Source organism: Roseivivax halotolerans, from assembly GCF_900115815.1.
GTDB lineage: Bacteria > Pseudomonadota > Alphaproteobacteria > Rhodobacterales > Rhodobacteraceae > Roseivivax > Roseivivax halotolerans.
In genome coordinates this window covers 1-14581 of record NZ_FOXV01000014.1, presented here as the reverse complement: position 1 = coordinate 14581, position 14581 = coordinate 1, and the positions used below count along the sequence as shown (strand labels likewise).

The window sequence follows — 14581 nt, the reverse complement described above, 5'->3', positions numbered from 1 at the left end:
TTGACCTCGCGCCGCGTCGAGGTAGGGTCGCGCGGCTGCATCTGCAAGATGCGCCGTCATCCATCGAAAGGCTGCTCAATGTCCCTTGCTCATGGCCGTCCGTATCTTGCCATTCCGGGCCCATCGGTCATGCCCGACGCTGTCCTCCAGGCGATGCACCGCGCCTCGCCGAACATCTACGAGGGCGAACTGCCGACGATGGTGGACGGGCTGATCCCGGATCTGAAGCGCGTCGCGCGGACGGACGGGCATGTGGCGATCTACATCGCCAACGGGCACGGGACGTGGGAAGCGGCTCTCTCCAACATCGTCATGCCGGGCGAGAGTGTGCTTGTCTGCGCGACCGGCCGGTTCGGGCATGGCTGGGCGGAGATGGCGCGCGCGATGGGGATCGAGGTCGATCTCCTGGAGTTCGGCAAGCAAGCGCCGGTCGATCCAGAGGCTCTGAAGGCGCGGCTCCTCGAGGACAAGGGCCAGAAGATCAAGGCCGTGCTGACGGTGCATGTCGATACATCGAGCTCGATTCGCTCCGATATCGCCGAATGCCGCCGCGCGCTCGAGGAAGCGGGGCATCCCGCGCTGCTCGCGGTCGATTGCATCGCCTCGCTTGGCTGTGACCGGTTCGAGATGGATCTCTGGGGCGCCGATCTGATGATCACCGCGTCGCAGAAGGGCCTGATGGTGCCGCCGGGGCTGGGCTTTGTGTTCTTCAACGATCGCGCGGCGGCGGTCAGGGCGAAGATGCCCCGCGTTTCGCGCTACTGGGACTGGAGCGAGCGGGCCGCGCCCGAGATGTTCTACCAGTATTTCGGAGGCACAGCTCCCACGCACCACCTCTACGGGTTGCGCGCAGCGCTCGATCTTATCCATGCCGAGGGGATGGAGGCGGTCTGGGCGCGGCACGCCGTTCTTGCTCGCGCGATCTGGGCCGCGGCCGAGACCTGGGGAGAGGACGGGCCGTTGCGCCTCAACGTCGCCGATCCGGCGCATCGCAGCCACGCAGTCACCGCGCTCCGCCTCGGCGCGCCACACGGGGCGCGTCTGCGTGCCTGGACGGCGGAGCAGGCGGGCGTAACGCTCGGAATCGGGCTCGGCATGTCCGAAGAGGGCGATCCCAAGGGCGAGGGGTTCTTCCGGTTCGGCCATATGGGCCATGTGAACGCGCACATGATCCTAGGGCTTCTCGGGACCGTCGAAGCCGGACTCGCGGCGCTTGCGGTGCCTCATGGGGCCGGCGGCGTCTCGGCGGCGGCACGGGTGATTGCAGAAGGTTAGCCGCGCCGTGCCGCGAGCCGGTCGATCCAGCGATTGAGCCCCCAGCCGATCAGCAGGACGGGCAGGAGCCCGTAGAGCGCCCAGACCACGCCGAATATCCAGACGAGATTCACCCCGCCCATGATCAGCGCGGCATTGGTGAAATCCGGGGCCCGGCTTGGGGTGTGATCGCGCATGGCTTCGCCTCCGTCGATAGCGGAGACGATAATACAGATTGACGTTAAGGAAAGCCCTAGCCTGCTTGCGCGGCTTTCGCGTCCTCTATCGCGTGGGGAAGAACCTCGGCGAAGACATCGAGGTCTTGCGGGCTGCCGCAACTGACCCGGATACAGCGGTTCTGCGGCTCGGCGAACGGCATCCGTACGAAAACGCCCCGCGCCACCAGCGCATCGAGAATCGCCTTTGCAAAGGCCCCGTCGCGCCCGCAATCGATGGCTACGAAGTTTGTCGCCGAGGGCAGGGGTGTCAGACCGTTCGCTTCGGCGATCTTGGCGATCCGCGCCTTGGATTTCGCCGCTTCGGCGCGCACTTCCTCCAGCCAGACCTTGTCGTTCAGGGAGGCGAGTGCAGCTTCCTGGCCAGGTCGCGTCATGCCGAAATGGTCTCGCACCTTGTCGAACGCCTTGATGAGCGGCGCGGCGGCACAGGCGTAACCGACGCGCATCGCGGCGAGCCCATGCGCTTTGGAGAAGGTCCGGGTGCGGATGACGCGCGGATCTTCGGGATCGATTCTCGGCGCGGTGCCCTCGGGGGCGAACTCGATATACGCCTCGTCGAGAAGGAAGAGCGTGCCGTCGGGAATGAGATCCAGCGCCTCTTCGATCTCGCGGCCAGTCCACCAGGAGCCCATCGGGTTGTCCGGGTTCGACATGTAGACGATCTTCGCGTCGACCTCGGCCGCCTTGGCGAAGAGCGCCGGCAGATCTTCGCGGTCCTCGCGGAACGGCACCTTGTGGAGCACGCCGCCGAAGCCGGTCACATGGTAGTTGAAGGTCGGATACGCGCCGTTCGTGGTCACGACCGCGTCGCCTGGTTCCACCAGAACGCGGACGAGCACGCCCAGAAGCCCGTCGATGCCTGCGCCGACGACGATGTTCTCGGGCCGCGCGTCCATATGTTCAGCAAGCGCGGCGATGAGCTCGTGGTTCGAGGCATCGGAATACATCCAGGCCTCCGGCGCAGCGGCGCTCAGCGCTTCGACGGCGCGCGGAGAGGGGCCGAAGACGGATTCGTTCGCGCCGATCCGGGCGCGGAAGGGGCGGCCCATCGTCCGCTCCTGCTCTTCGGGGCCGATGAACGGCACGTCGGAGGGAAGCGTCTGGGCGAGTCGGGTCAATCTGGGTCCGGTCATGGGCGCGAGTATGCAATCCGCGGCCCCGGCGGCAAGGGGTCAGCGTCCGCGGAGCCGCGCTTCCTTGGCGAGCGCATGGCGCAGGCCAAGATCGGTGACGCGGCGCATCAGCATCGCGCGCCGTTCGGGATCTGCCTCCTGCGCGAGTTCCGCCTGCGCCTCGCGCAGCAGGTTCCGCAGCTCCAGCTCCTGCGGAATGGCGCCCGCTTCGGACATGATCCGGTAGCCTGCCCGTGTGATCGGATCGAGCCCGTCAGAGGTGCTGAGATCGCTTAGCGGCTTGCCCGCACCCGGCAGATTGTCGAAGACGCCGTCCTTGAGCGCTTCCTGCATCTTCTGTTCGGCGATCTGGGCAAAGAGCGACATGACAAAAGTCTATGCCGCGTGCGCTGAATTGCTCAAGAGGTGAGGACCGGTGCCTCGCGGATATGTGCGCCGTCCTCGATCGCCTGGACCAGGAAATGCGCGACATCGCCGCGCGGGATAAGGCCCATCCGCCAGCTCTTTGGGTCTGTCAGCACCTTGTAACGTCCCGTTCCCTTGCGGTTTCGAAGGATCGTCGGGCGCGCGATGGTCCAGTCGAGCGAGCTTGCCTTGACCATCTCTTCCTGCCGGGTCTTGTCCTTGTAAGGCTCGCCCAGAAGGAAGGAATGGCCCTGCCGCTCGATCCAGCTGAGCGCCTCGATCGACTCGCCCGCACCGATCCCGGTAACGATCAGGAGGCGTTTGGGGCCTTTCTCTTCCATCAGCGGCAAAAGCGCTTCGGTCGATTTCGAGAACAGTGAGACCGGCTTCCAGATCATCGAGACGCTTTCCTCGATGCCGAGGCAGGAGACGACCGCGTCCACGCCGTCGAGGGCCGGGGCAAGATCGCCCGCCGAGGTGGCGTCGCCGGGCCAGCGTTCGAGTCCAGCCGCGTCGAGTTCGATCTTGTCCGCGCTCCGGGCGAAGGCGCGGACCTCGTGGTTGCGGCTCAATGCCTGTTTGACGACCTCAAGGCCGATGCCCTTGGACGCGCCGATTACGAGGATACGGGTCATGGTGGTTCTCCTTTGGCTATCACCTAAGCGTGCGCGCGCCGAAGAAAAGACGCCCCACGCTTGACCCGCACGCGGCAAGCGATCACCTAGGCGCGAGCTACAGAAAGGCAGCCTCATGGCCCGACGCACCGCCCCCTTCGCGGGGTTCGAATGGATGATCGCCTGGCGATACCTTCGCGCGAAACGCGCCGAGGGGGGCGTCAGCGTGATGACCTGGATCAGCCTTGTCGGCATCACCCTCGCGGTTTTCGCCCTGATTGCGACGCTGGCGGTCCGCTCGGGTTTTCGGGCGGAATTCGTCGACACGATCCTCGGCGCGAACGCCCATGCTTCGGTCTATTCGGGCGGCACGCAGGACGCGGCGGGCAATTCCATCCGCACCTTCCAGGATTTCGAGGAACGCGCGGCGAGCATCGCCGAGGTCGAGGGCGTGACCCATGCCGCAGCCATCGTGCGTGGCCAGGTCATGGCCAATGCCAATGGGCGCAATTCCGGCGTCGAGGTGTTCGGCACGCGCGCCGAGGATCTCCAGACCCTGCCGCGCATCGTTGATCCCGAGACCGGCATCGGAAATATCGACGAGTACGACAGCGGCATCGCGATCGGCTCCGGCGTTGCGCGCGAGCTGGGCGTGGGGCTTGGCGATCAGGTCAAGCTGATCTCGCCTGACGGGGTGAAGACCGCCTTCGGCCAGAGCCCGCGCGTGAAGTCCTATGACGTGATCTACGTCTTCTCGGCCGGGCGCTACGACATCGACCGCACGCGCATCTACATGCCGTTCGAAGAGGCGCAGCTCTACTTCAATCGCGAAGGGCAGGCCGACGAGATCGAGGTCATGGTCGAGAATCCCGAAAATATCGGTCAGTACCGAGCGGCGATCGCGGCTGCGGCGGGCGAGGGCGCCTATCTCTGGACATGGCAGGACGCCTCTGGCGGCTTTCTTTCCGCCCTCGAGGTCGAAGACAACGTGATGTTCGTCATCCTGTCGATCCTCGTTCTGATCGCGGCGATGAACATCACCTCGGGGCTCATCATGCTTGTGAAGAACAAGGGACGGGATATCGGAATCCTTCGGACGATGGGACTGACGGAAGGCGCGGTGCTTCGGGTCTTCTTCATCTGCGGGGCCTTCACCGGGATCATCGGCACCGTGGCGGGCGTCATCCTGGGGTGCCTTTTCGCGATCTATATCGACCCGATCTTCTCGGCGGTGAACTTCGTCGCGGGAGGCGGGGTCTGGGATCCTTCGGTGCGCGGCCTCTACCAGCTGCCCGCCAAGCTCGAGTTCGGCGATGTGATGTCGGCGGTGGGCCTGTCGCTGGGTCTGTCCTTCCTCGTCACGATCTTTCCCGCCCGCCGCGCGGCGCGGATGAACCCGGTGGAGGCGCTGCGCTATGAATGACACGGTGCTCCGCCTCGAACGCATTACCAAGATATATAACAAGGGCTTGCGGAACGAAATTCGCGTTCTGCGCGAGGTCGATCTCAGCGTCGGCGAGGGCGAGGTGGTGGCCCTCGTCGCGCCATCGGGCGCGGGCAAGTCAACGCTTCTTCACATTGCGGGCCTTCTCGATACGCCCGACGACGGCCGCGTCGTGATCGGCGGCGAGGAGATGAGCGGCGAGAACGATCGCAAACGCACCGCGGTACGCCGCGACAGCGTGGGCTTCGTCTACCAGTTCCACCACCTTCTTCCCGAGTTCACCGCGCTCGAGAACGTGGTCCTGCCGCAGCTCGCGAATGGGGCGGGCTCTCGCGAGGCGGAGGCGCGGGCAATGACGCTGCTCGACAGCGTCGGCATCGCGGACCGCGCGCGGCATCGGCCTGCTGCCCTGTCGGGCGGCGAGCAGCAGCGCGTTGCTTTCTGCCGCGCGATGGCGAACAAGCCGCGGCTGCTTCTCGCAGACGAGCCCACGGGCAATCTCGACCCCGAAACATCGGACAGGGTATTTGCCGCGCTCATGGCGCTGGTGCGCGAAACGGGCCTTTCGGCCGTAATCGCAACGCACAATCACGAGCTTGCCTCGCGGATGGATCGGCAGGTGCAGCTCGACCAGGGGCAGCTGCGGGCGCTTTGACGGGCGCCGGACTATTGTCGCAAATTGTCTCAAACGGGTCCTAATTCAGCCTGTATCGCGCGGCATCTTTGCTCCGGGTTTCGTTGATGGATGCATTTTATGTCTTTGGAATTGTTGTTCGCGCTAGTTGCACTCACGCCTCTGGCCGTTGGCGCGGGCCTTCTGGGTCTCGGCGATGGCGACGATGAGCCAGACGAAACCGACGCACCGGATATCGAGGAGCTCGAGATTAGCGTCGAAGGCGGCCCGCTCGCCGATGCGCTGCTTGGAACGGACGAGGACGATGTCGTCGATGCGCTTAGCGGTGACGATACGGTCGAGACCGGAGATGGGGACGATGTCGTCTTTGGCCGCGAGGGAGATGACGACATCTTCGGCGGCGACGACAACGACACGCTGCTCGGCGAGGACGGCGATGATGGGCTCTTCGGCGAGGACGGTGATGACGCGCTCTTCGGCGGTGCCGGTGCCGACACGCTGGCAGGCGGGGCGGGTGATGACATCCTCTATGGCGCTGACGAGACGAGCGATGACGACGAGGCCGATGAGCTCGACGGCGGCGACGGCGACGACTTTCTCGAGCTCGGTGCCGGTGACCAGGGGACCGGCGGGGCGGGCGCGGATGTCTTCTCGGTTGGCGGGACTGCGGCGATCACCGATTTCAACGCCGAGGACGACCAGATCATCGTGCGCTACGATGCCGAGCCTGCCCCGGAAATCGAGAGCCAGACCGTCACAGCGACGGGCGTGATCGTCACTCTGTCGGATGGCACGGTGATCTCGCTGGATGGGCTGACCGAAGCCATTCCCGAGGATCGGATTGCCTTCATCGGCCCTTCGACGCTCTGACATCCGTCACGCAGACGTTTTTCGTTGAAACAGCCATGCGGGCTAGCCTCGTGTGTGTGCGAAACGAAAGGACGTCCCTTATGCGTATCATATCGACCCTCGCCGCCGGAGCCTTGACCCTTGCCGCCGCTGGCGCCGCGTTCGCCGCCAGCGTGCCCTTCGACGACGCGTGGAAAGTCCAGCGCTTCTCGCTCTTCTCGGGCAACGACTATGATTTCAACGGCGACACGCTCGCGGTCGGATCGGACGGGACTGTGTCGATCGCCTATCGTCCCTTGGCCGAAGAAAACTGGAGCGCGAGGTCGGCCAGCTGGTCCTGGGGCGTCGATGAAGGCGTGCCGCCGACCGACCTTTCGCAAAAGGGCGGAGATGACCGCAATCTCGCCGTCTATTTCGTTTTCCTGCCCGAAGACCGCGCGGAGGAGATGCAGGGCGTCGCGATCACCAGCCTTCTGAACGAGGACGACATTCGCGCACTCGTCTACGTCTGGGGCGGCGATCACGAACGCGGGGAGATGCTCGACAGCCCCTATCTTGGAGAGCGCGGCAAGACCGTTGTTCTGCGCCCGTCGGGCACCGGCGCGCATGAGGAGAGCGTCGATCTCGCGGCGGATCACGAGGCAGCGTTCGGCACTCAGCCGGGCGCGCTGGTCGGCGTCGCAATCTCGGGCGACAGTGACGATACGGAGACCTCGATCGACGCGAGCGTCAGCAACTTTGTTGTCGAGTGATCACGCTTTCTGCGTGATCCAGACACCGAGCGCCATCACCGCGATCCCCGTCGCCCGCGTCATCGTCAGCGGGGACGGGCGCGCTCCGAAAAGGCCGAACTGGTCGATGATCGCCGCTGAGATAAGCTGCCCCAAAAGCACGAAGAACACCGCGTTCCCGATGCCGAAATGCGGCGCGACATAGGTGATCGACAGCACGTAGAAGGCAACGAGCAGCCCTGCGAGGAACAGATGCCTTGGCGCATCGGCAGCTCTCAGGATCGCCTGCGGGCCCGTCAGCAGCGCCACGAGCCCCGCCGCGATGAACGCGACCGTGAACAGGATCGCCGCTGCGCCTGCGGGCGATCCGATCCTGACGCCAAGCGCGGCATTCAAAGCCGCGAGCAACGGAATGCCAATCCCGGCGAGAAGCATGATCGAGGCATAGTGCAGCATTCCAATTCCTCTCCGCTGAGCCGCGTGGACCCTGGCGCGCCTTGGCGGTCAAGTCACGCCGAAAGATGTCGCTCCGTCATCCGGGGCTTGCGCCACCGGCCCCGAGGCGCGAGAAAATGAAAGGGCACGAGACAAAAGGGCAGGACAGATGAAAACGACAGGTTTGATGGCTTTGGGGCTGGCAGTCGCAACGCTTGCGGCGTGCGACGAGACCGGAATGCAGACGACCACGGCGGCGAGCGCCGGCATGCCGAGCGCTGCCGAGGGCGAGCAACTCTTCATGGAGTATTGCGCGGCCTGTCATGGAGCGGACGCGAAAGGCGACGGACGCATGGCGCGCGCGATGCGCGTGCCGCCGAAGAATCTCACGCTACTCAGCGTGCGCTCGGGCGACACCTTCCCGACGGCACGGGTCCTCTCGACGATCGACGGCTACGCGAGATCGGATATTGACGGGCCGGCCATGCCGGAATTCGGTGAGCTGCTGTCGGGTGAGCTGGTTCCTTACGACAGCGGCGATGGCGTCCTGACCCCGACACCGCGCAAGCTTGTGGCGATCACGGAATATCTGCGCTCGATCCAGGCGGCGCGGTAGCGTCAGGCGGATACGAGCCGCTGTACCATCGTCCAGTAGAGCGCTTCGACATCGGCGCGCGAGAGACGTCCGTCCTCGCGGAACCAGGTGTTGACCTGCGTCAGCATGCCGATGATCGCGAACGCGGTCACACGGGCGTCCTCGAGCTGGAAGATGCCGTCTTGCACGCCATCCTCGAGGATCTCGACGAGGGCTCTTTCGTAGCGGCTACGCAAGGCGGCGATTTCGTTGAAATGCTCGGGCGTCAGATTCCGCAGCTCCATGTATGAAATAAAGACCGCTTCCGGACGCTCTGAGTTGAAGCTGAGGTGAAACCGCGTGAACGCCTCGAGACGCCCGAGCGGATCGACCGGCTTAGGCCACGCCTCGTAGGCGGCCAACAGATCCTGCATGTGAGTCTTCATCAGCGAGACGAGCAGCATCTGCTTGTCGGGCGTGTAGTTATAGAGCGCGCCCGCCTGCACGCCGACTTCTGTCGCGATCTGGCGCATGGAGACGGCGGCGTAGCCGTGTTTTGCGAACAACCGCAGCGCCGCGCGTTCGACGCGGGGGCCGGTGATATCGGAATGTGAGCCTCGGGTACGCGCCATGCGCGAAAGGATGATATGAACACCCGTTCAGATCAAGCGGCTTCATCCTTGCCAAGCGACGGGGTGTCGGGCAAGACGTCTTGGCATGGGGATACGCTTGTTGGAGACCGGATGCGCCTTGCTCTCTTCCTGCTGATGACCGGGCTTGCCACGGCCTGCACGCAGTTCCCCGAGCTCGACGCCACCGCAACGCCCGGTGTCGCGGATGCGCCTTATCCCGATCTTCTGCCCATCGACCAGCTTCTTCGCGGCTCCGCAGCGCGCGCGACGCCCGAGGTTCGCGCCGGTGTCGAAGCGCGTGCGGCGGCGCTGCGCGGGCGCGCGGCGGCTCTTCAGGGGCCGGTCATAGATGCCGCCACGCGTCGCCGGATGGCCGGGGGCGTTGCGACGCGCTAACCCACGTTGCAGCCTGCCCGCCGACCGGCTAGAGGGGCGACGAGCACAAAGAACCAGGGAGCTTCCTTCATGTCTGACCCGCTGCGACTGGGGATTGCAGGTCTCGGCACCGTAGGTGCGGGCGTCGTGAAGATCGTTCGGCAGAAAGCCAATCTCCTGGCGACACGGACCGGACGCCCCGTCGAGATCGTCGCCGTCTCCGCCCGCAATCGCGACAAGGATCGCGGCGTCAGCCTTTCGGCCTACGAATGGGTCGACGATCCGGTAGCGCTGGCGCGGCGCGACGATATCGACGTGCTCGTCGAGCTGATGGGCGGCTCGGACGGACCGGCCAAGGCCGCGACCGAAGCCGCGCTTGCCTCTGGCAAGGATGTCGTGACCGCGAACAAGGCGATGCTGGCCCATCATGGCCAGAAGCTTGCAACGCTCGCCGAGGAGAACGGCGCGGCGCTCCGGTTCGAAGCGGCGGTCGCAGGCGGAATTCCGGTTATCAAGGCGCTCACCGAAGGGCTTGCCGGCAACGAGGTCACGCGCGTGATGGGCGTGATGAACGGTACCTGCAATTACATCCTGACCCGTATGGAAAGCGCCGGGCTCAGCTATCGCGAGGCCTTCGAGGAGGCGGACGATCTGGGCTACCTCGAAGCCGATCCGGAGCTGGACGTGGGCGGCATCGATGCCGGGCACAAGCTCGCGCTTCTCGCCTCCATCGCCTTCGGCACCGAGGTCGCCTTCAGCGGCGTCGATCTCGAGGGAATCGGCAAGGTCTCGATCGACGATATCCGGCAGGCCGCCGATATGGGCTACAAGATCAAGCTTCTGGGCGTTGCGCGCATGACGGGCCGGGGGCTCGAGCAGCGAATGGCTCCGTGTCTCGTGCCGCAGACCTCGCCGCTCGGCCAGCTCGACGGCGGCACCAACATGGTGGTGATCGAAGGCGACATGGTCGGGCAGATCGTGCTGCGCGGCGCGGGTGCGGGCGAGGGGCCGACCGCGTCTGCCGTGATGGGCGACGTGATGGATATCGCGCGGGGCCTCAGGATCCCGACCTTCGGCAAGCCCGCCAGCGCCCTGACGAAAGCCCAGCCCGCCACGGTCGCAACGCCCGCGCCCTATTACCTGCGGATGCGCCTTCTCGACAAACCCGGCGCGCTGGCGAAAGTCGCGACCGCGCTTGGCGAGGCGGGCATCTCGATCAACCGGATGCGGCAATACGATCATTCCTCTGACAGCGCGCCGGTTCTGATCGTGACACACAAGACCACGCGCGATGCGCTCGACCGCGCGCTCGGCGCGATGAGCCGCACGGGCGTTCTGGCGAGCGATCCTGTCGCGCTCAGGATCGAGCAGGTCTGAGGTGATCCGCGCCTCCCTCGCGGTGGTGATCCGGGAGGGGGCGGCGCTCCTGGTGCGCCGCTCGCACCGTCCCGATGCGGGCCTCTGGGGGTTTCCGGGCGGCAAACGCGAGCCCGGAGAGACTGCGCTCGATTGCGCGATCCGCGAGCTCTTCGAGGAAACCGGTCTTCAGGCGACGGCAGGAACGCCTCTCGGCACGCTCACCCTGTCCCGTGCAGGTCTGCTCTATGAACTCGATGCGTGGCTTTGCATCGATGCAAAGGGCGACGCTCAGGCCGCCGATGATGCGGAAGAGGCGCGCTGGTTCGACGTTCAGGGCGTCGTCGCGGGCAAGCTGCTGATGAGCCGGGATGTCGACCGACTGACCCTTCGCGCGGTCTACCACCTGACCATGGCTGGCCGTTAGCGCACACTGCCTTGCGCCCCCGTGACGGCCCGCGCTAGGAGTGAGCTCGACATATTGCATTCATATCGGAGAGTATTGATGAGCGCGCCCCAGGATTTCAACGACCGTATGCTGTCTCTCGGGCTTGCCCGTGTCGCTGAACAGGCCGCCATCGCCTCTGCCGATTTCATCGGGCGCGGCGACGAGAAGGCCGCCGATCAAGCTGCCGTCAACGCGATGCGCGACCAACTCAACCGGCTCGACATCAAGGGCGTCGTCGTCATTGGTGAGGGCGAACGGGACGAAGCACCGATGCTTTACATCGGGGAGGAAGTGGGCAACGGCACGGGGCCGGGTGTCGACATCGCGCTCGATCCGCTCGAAGGCACGACGCTTACCGCCAAGGATATGCCGAACGCGCTGACGGTGATCGCGATGGGCCCGCGCGGCACGATGCTGCACGCGCCGGACGTCTACATGGACAAGCTCGCGATCGGACCCGGCTATCCCGAGGGTGTCGTCACCCTCGACATGAGCCCGCGCGAGCGTGTCGAGGCCCTGGCGAAAGCGAAAGGCTGCCAGCTCGACGAGATCACTGTCTGCATCCTCGAGCGTCCCCGCCACGAAGAGATGATCGGCGAGGTCCGCTCCACCGGCGCTGCGATCCGGCTGATCACCGACGGCGACGTGGCCGGCGTCATGCACACCGCCGAACCGGCAATGACCGGGATCGACATGTATATGGGGCAGGGCGGCGCACCCGAAGGCGTTCTTGCCGCGTCGGCGCTCAAATGCATGGGCGGTCAAATCTACGGTCGTCTGCTTTTCCGCAATGACGACGAACGCGGCCGGGCCGAAAAGGCCGGTATCACCGATCTCGACAAGATCTATGCGCGCGACGACATGGTCACCGACCACGTGATCTTCGCCGCGACCGGCGTGACAAGTGGCTCGCTATTGCCGGGCATCAAGCGCGAGGTCGGCTACCTGACGACCGAGACGATTCTCATGCGGTCCAAGACCGGGTCGGTGCGCCGCATGGTTTACCGCAACCCGACGCGCTGAGCCCTGGCGCTGGTCTTGGCGGGTGACGGCAACGCAATAACGGCAGTGAGAGCGGCGGGTCAGGAATCGCCCGCGTATCTCGGTGTGTCGCAATCCCTGACCGGCCGGCGCTGGGTCGGCCCGAGCGCCGAGGTGCAGCGGCTCGCTGAGGCGACGCAGCAGGAAACCGGCCTTGCTCCGGCGCTGTGCGGAACGCTCGCGCGCCTTGGTGTCACACCGGAAATGGTGGAAGGCTTTCTCGAGCCGCGTCTTCGCGACCTCCTCCCCGATCCGCGCAGCCTGCGCGATATGGAGCGCGCCGCGAGCCGCGTTCTCAAGGCCGTCTCCGGGAAGGAGCGGATTGCGATCTTCGCCGATTACGATGTGGATGGTGGCGCGTCCGCCGCGTTGCTGATCGATTGGCTCCGCCAGCAAGGACGCGCTGCAACGCTCTATATCCCCGACCGGATCGATGAGGGCTATGGTCCGAACGATACGGCTATGGCGGATCTGGCCGCCAGGCACGACCTTATCATCTGCGTCGATTGCGGCACCCTCAGCCACGGCCCGATTGCGGCGGCGGCGGACGCGGATGTGGTCGTGCTCGATCACCACCTCGCGGGCGAGACCCTGCCGGAGGCCCATGCGGTCGTGAACCCGAACCGGCAGGACGAGGACGGCGCGCTCGCGCATCTCGGTGCTGCGGCGGTCGTCTTTCTGATGCTCGTCGAATGCGGCCGGCAGATGCGCGAGGCAGGTCAGACGGGGCCGGATCTCATGGCGATGCTCGACCTCGTCGCTTTGGCGACAGTGGCCGATGTCGCGCCGTTGCGCGGCGTCAATCGCGCGCTTGTCCGGCAGGGGCTCGCGGTGATGGCCCGTCGCGCGCGTCCCGGCCTTGTCGCATTGTCGGATGTCGCCCGGCTCGAGACGGCGCCAAGTTCCTATCACCTCGGCTATGTTCTCGGCCCTCGGGTGAATGCGGGCGGGCGCATCGGCAAGGCCGATCTCGGCGCGCGGCTTCTTGCGACCGACAATCCTCACGAGGCCGCGGCGATGGCCGAGGAACTCGACCGGCTGAACACGGAGCGCCGGGAGGTGGAGGCGGTGGTCCGCGCGCAGGCCCTTTCCCAGGCCGAGGCACGCGGGCTCGATGCGCCGCTTGTCTGGGCGGCCGGGGAGGGCTGGCATCCGGGGGTGGTCGGCATCGTGGCCTCGCGCCTCAAGGAGATGACCAATCGCCCCGCCATCGTCATCGGATTCGACGGCGGCGAAGGCAAGGGATCGGGCCGGTCGGTCGCCGGCGTTGATCTCGGCGCGTCGATCCAGCGGCTTGCGAGCGAAGGTCTCTTGATAAAAGGCGGCGGTCACAAGATGGCCGCCGGGCTGACGGTTGCCCAGGATCGGCTCGAAGAAGCGATGGCGCGCCTGTCCGAATTGCTGGCAAAGCAAGGCGCGGGGCAGGGCGGGGCTGCGGACCTCACGCTCGACGGGGTTCTGATGTGCGGTGCGGCCAATGTGGACCTCATCGAGGCCGTTGATCGCGCCGGGCCTTTCGGCGCTGGGGCGCCCGCGCCGCGTTATGCCTTCCCCGATGTGCAGATTCTCCATGCCAAGCAGGTGGGCGAGGGCCATCTGAAGCTGACCTTCGGAGATGGGCTTGGCGCGCGCATCGACGCCATCGCCTTCGGTGCGTTCGACGGTCCTATGGGCAAGGCCCTGTCGGAGCATCGCGGCCAGCGCGTACATCTGGCCGGCCGGCTTGAGATCAACGAATATCGTGGTCGGCGCAGCGTGCAGCTCCGGCTCGAGGACGCCGCGCTCCCTGGGGCGTGAAATTTCCTGAAAATCCCTCTTGCAGCGCCGCGCGGCTTTTTCTAAACACCGCCCACGCCACGGCATGGCCCGTTCGTCTATCGGTTAGGACGCCAGGTTTTCAACCTGGAAAGAGGGGTTCGATTCCCCTACGGGCTGCCACCTTTTCTCCCATACGCAGCGGATGGATCGACCCTCTCAGGATCGAGCGACGATGCGGCGGGAAGAAGGGCACTTGCCTCGGCGCGGGCCTTGCTCTAGGCCCGATACAGGATGGCCCGTTCGTCTATCGGTTAGGACGCCAGGTTTTCAACCTGGAAAGAGGGGTTCGATTCCCCTACGGGCTGCCATCCCTTCTCCCATATCGACGACAGAATCCGCGCCTTGGAGTGTTTCCCGCGCTTGTCAGGCGATTCAGCCGACCTGTCGGAGCGAGGCTTGGCCGGTCTCGGTGCGAGCAAGCAGGTGAGCAGGCTTTTGGGCACTATCGATTTAGCCGAAAAAACAGCCACTTGGCAGGCTGTATGAAAAAAATCTGACAAAATCCGAATTTTCTTCTTGCGGGTTTGGAGAGGTATCCGTAGATAGCGCTTCACCGGCGGCGCTGAGGCGCGGTTGGGGCGCCAGACGGGGCGGCGGCG

At 65.4% G+C, this 14581-nt stretch carries 17 protein-coding genes and 2 tRNA genes; 13 read left to right on the top strand and 6 right to left on the bottom strand.

Annotation, left to right across the window (positions count from 1 at the left end; translation table 11 throughout):
• Positions 1-78: 78 nt before the first annotated feature.
• On the top strand, positions 79-1275 hold the full coding sequence (locus tag BM171_RS15765) for a pyridoxal-phosphate-dependent aminotransferase family protein (RefSeq protein ID WP_093014648.1): 1197 nt from the start codon (positions 79-81) through the stop codon (positions 1273-1275).
• Here the strand turns inward: BM171_RS15765 and BM171_RS15760 are convergent.
• From BM171_RS15760 to BM171_RS15745, 4 genes are read right to left on the bottom strand one after another with little or no spacing between them, the layout of a single operon-like run.
• The gene (locus BM171_RS15760; protein WP_093014645.1) at positions 1272-1451 is read right to left on the bottom strand and encodes a hypothetical protein; all 180 of its coding nucleotides are present in this window, start codon (positions 1449-1451) and stop codon (positions 1272-1274) included. The two genes, BM171_RS15765 and BM171_RS15760, sit on opposite strands and share 4 nt — an antisense overlap.
• Positions 1452-1507: 56 nt before the next feature.
• On the bottom strand, positions 1508-2626 hold the full coding sequence (locus BM171_RS15755; protein ID WP_093014643.1) for a pyridoxal phosphate-dependent aminotransferase: 1119 nt from the start codon (positions 2624-2626) through the stop codon (positions 1508-1510).
• A 39-nt stretch (positions 2627-2665) separates the two neighbouring features.
• Positions 2666-2992: a DnaJ family domain-containing protein gene (locus tag BM171_RS15750; RefSeq protein WP_093014640.1), complete on the bottom strand. Its 327-nt coding sequence runs from the start codon at positions 2990-2992 to the stop codon at positions 2666-2668.
• A 32-nt stretch (positions 2993-3024) separates the two neighbouring features.
• On the bottom strand, positions 3025-3666 hold the full coding sequence (locus BM171_RS15745; protein ID WP_093014637.1) for an NAD(P)-dependent oxidoreductase: 642 nt from the start codon (positions 3664-3666) through the stop codon (positions 3025-3027).
• Between the two features lie 115 nt (positions 3667-3781).
• On the opposite strand from BM171_RS15745, the gene BM171_RS15740 reads away from it, so the two are divergent.
• From BM171_RS15740 to BM171_RS15725, 4 genes are all read left to right on the top strand, one after another.
• Positions 3782-5068, top strand: a complete 1287-nt coding sequence (locus BM171_RS15740; RefSeq protein WP_093014634.1) for a lipoprotein-releasing ABC transporter permease subunit — start codon at positions 3782-3784, stop codon at positions 5066-5068.
• The gene (locus tag BM171_RS15735; RefSeq protein WP_093014631.1) at positions 5061-5744 is read left to right on the top strand and encodes an ABC transporter ATP-binding protein; all 684 of its coding nucleotides are present in this window, start codon (positions 5061-5063) and stop codon (positions 5742-5744) included. The genes BM171_RS15740 and BM171_RS15735 overlap by 8 nt, the downstream gene beginning before the upstream one ends.
• Before the next feature lie 99 nt (positions 5745-5843).
• The gene (locus BM171_RS15730; protein WP_093014628.1) at positions 5844-6593 is read left to right on the top strand and encodes a calcium-binding protein; all 750 of its coding nucleotides are present in this window, start codon (positions 5844-5846) and stop codon (positions 6591-6593) included.
• 80 nt (positions 6594-6673) lie between these two features.
• Positions 6674-7324 (top strand): DUF3047 domain-containing protein, encoded by a 651-nt coding sequence (locus BM171_RS15725; protein ID WP_093014625.1) that lies wholly within the window; start codon positions 6674-6676, stop codon positions 7322-7324.
• On the opposite strand, the gene BM171_RS15720 is transcribed toward BM171_RS15725, so the two are convergent.
• Positions 7325-7759 carry a DMT family transporter gene (locus BM171_RS15720; RefSeq protein WP_093014622.1) on the bottom strand — a complete coding sequence of 145 codons (435 nt, stop codon included), beginning with the start codon at positions 7757-7759 and terminating at the stop codon, positions 7325-7327.
• A 148-nt stretch (positions 7760-7907) separates the two neighbouring features.
• Here BM171_RS15720 and BM171_RS15715 point away from each other — a divergent pair, with 148 nt between their 5' ends.
• Positions 7908-8354, top strand: a complete 447-nt coding sequence (locus tag BM171_RS15715) for a cytochrome c (RefSeq protein ID WP_245760295.1) — start codon at positions 7908-7910, stop codon at positions 8352-8354.
• A gap of 2 nt (positions 8355-8356) precedes the next feature.
• Here the strand turns inward: BM171_RS15715 and BM171_RS15710 are convergent, their stop codons facing one another.
• On the bottom strand, positions 8357-8944 hold the full coding sequence (locus BM171_RS15710; protein WP_093014616.1) for a TetR/AcrR family transcriptional regulator: 588 nt from the start codon (positions 8942-8944) through the stop codon (positions 8357-8359).
• Between the two features lie 111 nt (positions 8945-9055).
• Between BM171_RS15710 and BM171_RS15705 the strand changes: the two genes are divergently transcribed.
• From BM171_RS15705 to BM171_RS15675, 7 genes are all read left to right on the top strand, one after another.
• Positions 9056-9340, top strand: a complete 285-nt coding sequence (locus BM171_RS15705) for a hypothetical protein (RefSeq protein ID WP_093014828.1) — start codon at positions 9056-9058, stop codon at positions 9338-9340.
• A 69-nt stretch (positions 9341-9409) separates the two neighbouring features.
• Positions 9410-10696, top strand: coding sequence for a homoserine dehydrogenase (locus tag BM171_RS15700; RefSeq protein ID WP_093014613.1), 1287 nt, complete (start codon positions 9410-9412; stop codon positions 10694-10696).
• A gap of 1 nt (position 10697) precedes the next feature.
• Positions 10698-11102, top strand: coding sequence for an NUDIX domain-containing protein (locus BM171_RS15695; protein WP_093014610.1), 405 nt, complete (start codon positions 10698-10700; stop codon positions 11100-11102).
• 78 nt (positions 11103-11180) lie between these two features.
• A complete protein-coding gene (gene glpX / locus BM171_RS15690) occupies positions 11181-12146 on the top strand; it encodes a class II fructose-bisphosphatase (RefSeq protein WP_093014607.1) in 966 nt (321 codons plus the stop codon).
• A 45-nt stretch (positions 12147-12191) separates the two neighbouring features.
• Positions 12192-13961: a single-stranded-DNA-specific exonuclease RecJ gene (gene recJ, locus BM171_RS15685; RefSeq protein ID WP_093014604.1), complete on the top strand. Its 1770-nt coding sequence runs from the start codon at positions 12192-12194 to the stop codon at positions 13959-13961.
• 66 nt (positions 13962-14027) lie between these two features.
• Positions 14028-14102 (top strand) — tRNA-Glu (locus BM171_RS15680).
• Between the two features lie 113 nt (positions 14103-14215).
• Positions 14216-14290: transfer RNA gene (locus BM171_RS15675), tRNA-Glu, on the top strand.
• Positions 14291-14581 lie beyond the last annotated feature (291 nt).

Excerpts from the sequence above, each read along its gene's own strand:
- BM171_RS15715 (WP_245760295.1), top strand. The coding sequence starts at position 7,908 with ATGAAAACGACAGGTTTGATGGCTTTGGGGCTGGCAGTCGCAACGCTT.
- BM171_RS15705 (WP_093014828.1), top strand. The coding sequence starts at position 9,056 with ATGCGCCTTGCTCTCTTCCTGCTGATGACCGGGCTTGCCACGGCCTGC.
- BM171_RS15720 (WP_093014622.1), bottom strand. The coding sequence starts at position 7,759 with ATGCTGCACTATGCCTCGATCATGCTTCTCGCCGGGATTGGCATTCCG.
- BM171_RS15710 (WP_093014616.1), bottom strand. The coding sequence starts at position 8,944 with ATGGCGCGTACCCGAGGCTCACATTCCGATATCACCGGCCCCCGCGTC.
- BM171_RS15745 (WP_093014637.1), bottom strand. The coding sequence starts at position 3,666 with ATGACCCGTATCCTCGTAATCGGCGCGTCCAAGGGCATCGGCCTTGAG.
- BM171_RS15750 (WP_093014640.1), bottom strand. The coding sequence starts at position 2,992 with ATGTCGCTCTTTGCCCAGATCGCCGAACAGAAGATGCAGGAAGCGCTC.
- BM171_RS15735 (WP_093014631.1), top strand. The coding sequence starts at position 5,061 with ATGAATGACACGGTGCTCCGCCTCGAACGCATTACCAAGATATATAAC.
- BM171_RS15755 (WP_093014643.1), bottom strand. The coding sequence starts at position 2,626 with ATGACCGGACCCAGATTGACCCGACTCGCCCAGACGCTTCCCTCCGAC.
- BM171_RS15730 (WP_093014628.1), top strand. The coding sequence starts at position 5,844 with ATGTCTTTGGAATTGTTGTTCGCGCTAGTTGCACTCACGCCTCTGGCC.
- BM171_RS15700 (WP_093014613.1), top strand. The coding sequence starts at position 9,410 with ATGTCTGACCCGCTGCGACTGGGGATTGCAGGTCTCGGCACCGTAGGT.
- BM171_RS15740 (WP_093014634.1), top strand. The coding sequence starts at position 3,782 with ATGGCCCGACGCACCGCCCCCTTCGCGGGGTTCGAATGGATGATCGCC.
- BM171_RS15725 (WP_093014625.1), top strand. The coding sequence starts at position 6,674 with ATGCGTATCATATCGACCCTCGCCGCCGGAGCCTTGACCCTTGCCGCC.
- glpX (WP_093014607.1), top strand. The coding sequence starts at position 11,181 with ATGAGCGCGCCCCAGGATTTCAACGACCGTATGCTGTCTCTCGGGCTT.
- BM171_RS15765 (WP_093014648.1), top strand. The coding sequence starts at position 79 with ATGTCCCTTGCTCATGGCCGTCCGTATCTTGCCATTCCGGGCCCATCG.
- BM171_RS15760 (WP_093014645.1), bottom strand. The coding sequence starts at position 1,451 with ATGCGCGATCACACCCCAAGCCGGGCCCCGGATTTCACCAATGCCGCG.